The organism is Paraburkholderia silviterrae, from assembly GCF_004353915.1.
In the GTDB taxonomy this organism is placed as follows: domain Bacteria; phylum Pseudomonadota; class Gammaproteobacteria; order Burkholderiales; family Burkholderiaceae; genus Paraburkholderia; species Paraburkholderia silviterrae.
This window is the reverse complement of the sequence record NZ_SMRP01000028.1, coordinates 1-510: the sequence shown is the minus strand read 5'-3', so window position 1 is coordinate 510 and position 510 is coordinate 1. Positions and strand designations below refer to the sequence as shown.

General features: G+C 64.3%; 1 protein-coding gene and 1 pseudogene. Both read left to right on the top strand.

Annotation, left to right across the window (positions count from 1 at the left end; all coding sequences use genetic code 11):
- Positions 1-124 (top strand): annotated as a pseudogene (locus EYW47_RS42205) (dipeptide ABC transporter permease DppC); the annotation flags it as partial.
- A gap of 2 nt (positions 125-126) precedes the next feature.
- The coding region (locus tag EYW47_RS33315; RefSeq protein WP_133199074.1) for an ATP-binding cassette domain-containing protein at positions 127-510 on the top strand (384 nt) is incomplete at its 3' end.

Below are 510 nucleotides of genomic sequence, written 5' to 3'. Positions count from 1 at the left end.
CGACAGCGCCTGGTGGATCGTCACGATGCCTGGCCTTTCCATCCTGATCTCGGTGCTCGCCATCAATCTGCTCGGCGACGGGTTGCGCGACGCACTCGATCCCAAGCTCAAGCGGATGGCCTGAACATGACTCAAGAACTGCTAACCATCCGCAACCTGGCGGTGGACTTCAACGGCCTGCCCGCCGTCGACCGCGTGAACCTCTCGGTGGCGCCGGGTGAGGTGCTCGGCATCGTCGGCGAATCGGGCTCGGGCAAGAGCGTGACGATGATGGCGCTGATGGGCCTCATCGACGCCCCCGGCAAGGTGAGCGCCGACTCCATCACGTTCGACGGCCGCGACCTGCTCAACGCCACGGGCAAGGAGCGTCGACGCATCGTCGGCAAGGACATCGCCATGGTGTTCCAGGACGCGCTCTCGAGCCTGAATCCGAGCTACACCGTCGGCTATCAGATCAAGGAAGTGCTCAAGCTGCACGAAGGGCTGCGTGGTTCGGCGTTGCATGCGCGC